Genomic DNA, 1,602 nt, shown 5'->3' with positions numbered 1-1,602 from the left:
GTCGAGCGCACGCGTCGCGTGCGCCCCGAGCTGCTCGGCGACGGCCCGGCCGACCAGCCGGACGCCCGCTGAGCCGCGGTCCCGTCGCGCGCGGCGTGAGGGACTCTTCACGCGCCGGAAACACGTGGGTGTGCTCGGCGAAACACGTCCTGAATACCGTCGGATCGGCGGGTGAGACCGGATTCCGCCGGAAAGTGCGGGCATGAGATGGGTCGGACGAGCGATGCCGGAGACGCGTCCCAGCCGGTCCGTCGCCCGCCGCTCCGCCTCGTCGCCGTCACCCACGGCACCCCCTCGACGGCCAACCGCGAGGCGGTCATCCGGCTGATCGACGGCGTCGCATCCGCCCGCCCCGACCTCGACGTGTCGATCACCTTCGTCGACGCGAGCAACGCCGACATCGGCGCCGCGCTCGAGGCCGCGGCCGAGCCCGATGCGGTCATCGTGCCGCTCGTCCTGTCCGCCGGGTTCCACGTGCGCACCGGACTGTCGCTGGGCCTCGACCGCATCGGCGGTTCGGCGCGCCTCGCCGCCGAGCTCGGCCCGGACGAGCGCCTCGTCGACGTGCTCGCCGAGCGGTTGCTCGACGCGGGCCTGGGCGACGGCGACACGGTGCTCCTCGCCGCCGCGGGATCGAACGACCCGCGCGCCGTCCGCGAGTGCTTCGAGACCGCGCGGCGGCTGGGGCAGCGCCTCGGCCGGTCGGTCACCGTCGGGTTCATCGCGGCCGCCATCCCGCGCCTCCCCGACGCGATCGAGATGATCCGCGAGGTGCACCCCGGGTCTCGGATCATCGTCGGACCGTACCTGCTCGCTCCCGGCACGTTCTACGACCAGGCCGTCGCCGCGGGCGCCGACGCGATCGCCGACCCCCTGCTGGTGCCGGCGGCGCCGCCGCCGCCCGCGCTCGTCGACCTCGTCCTCGACCGGTACGCGGCCGTCGAGCAGGAGCAGCGCGAGCACGCCTGAGCCGATCCCGACGCGACGACGGACGCCGGCGTCCCCGACGTCGCGTGCCAGGTCACGCGGTGAGGCTGGGCGTCCCGTCCGCCTCGGCGGCGCGGGAGAGGACCTCGGCGATGCGCCCGCGGCATCCGCCGCAGCCCGTGCCGGCCCGCGTGTCGCGCCCGACGCATTCGACCGTCGCGTTCCCGCACGCCGCCGACTCCTCGATCCGCCCGACGGTGACGCCGTTGCACCAGCACACCGTCGTCTCGGGCGCGAATGCGTCGGCGTTCGCCGACGGGTCGTCGTCGGGGCCGTCGAACCGGAGCAGCAGCGACCGGTCCGCGGGCAATTCGGCGCGACGCTCGAAGAGCAGCGTCAGTTCGGCCGCCGTCCGCGGCATGCCGACGCTCGCGAAGCCGGTGAGGATCCCGCCGTCGGTGACCATCTTCACGTAGCGGAGGTGCTCGGGATCCGCCCACTGGGCGACGCGCCGCCGCGGCGCGAGTGCGTCGTCGTCCCACGGCTCCACGGAGACGTCGCCGACGGCGACCACGTCGACGTGCTCGGCCTTGAGCATGACGATCGCGTCGCGCTCGGGCGCCAGGGGCGCCCCGGCCTCGCGGTCTCCGGCCTCGGCGGCGAGCGCGGCGGCGA

2 protein-coding genes are annotated in these 1,602 nt (G+C 75.3%); one reads left to right on the top strand and one right to left on the bottom strand.

The window, feature by feature from the left end:
- Nucleotides 1-207: 207 nt before the first annotated feature.
- The gene (locus ESO86_RS16625; protein WP_129235922.1) at nucleotides 208-969 is read left to right on the top strand and encodes a sirohydrochlorin chelatase; all 762 of its coding nucleotides are present in this window, start codon (nucleotides 208-210) and stop codon (nucleotides 967-969) included.
- A gap of 52 nt (nucleotides 970-1,021) precedes the next feature.
- Here the strand turns inward: ESO86_RS16625 and ESO86_RS16620 are convergent.
- The coding region (locus ESO86_RS16620) for a (2Fe-2S)-binding protein (protein ID WP_207207198.1) at nucleotides 1,022-1,602 on the bottom strand (581 nt) is incomplete at its 5' end.

Origin of the sequence: Agromyces binzhouensis (assembly GCF_004135055.1) — a bacterium.
Taxonomy (GTDB): Bacteria; Actinomycetota; Actinomycetes; order Actinomycetales; family Microbacteriaceae; genus Agromyces; species Agromyces binzhouensis.
This window is presented reverse-complemented; position numbering and strand designations above follow the sequence as displayed.

Bases quoted from the DNA above. Each gene is read 5' to 3' on its own strand.
- ESO86_RS16625 (WP_129235922.1), top strand. From the start codon at position 208: ATGGGTCGGACGAGCGATGCCGGAGACGCGTCCCAGCCGGTCCGTCGC.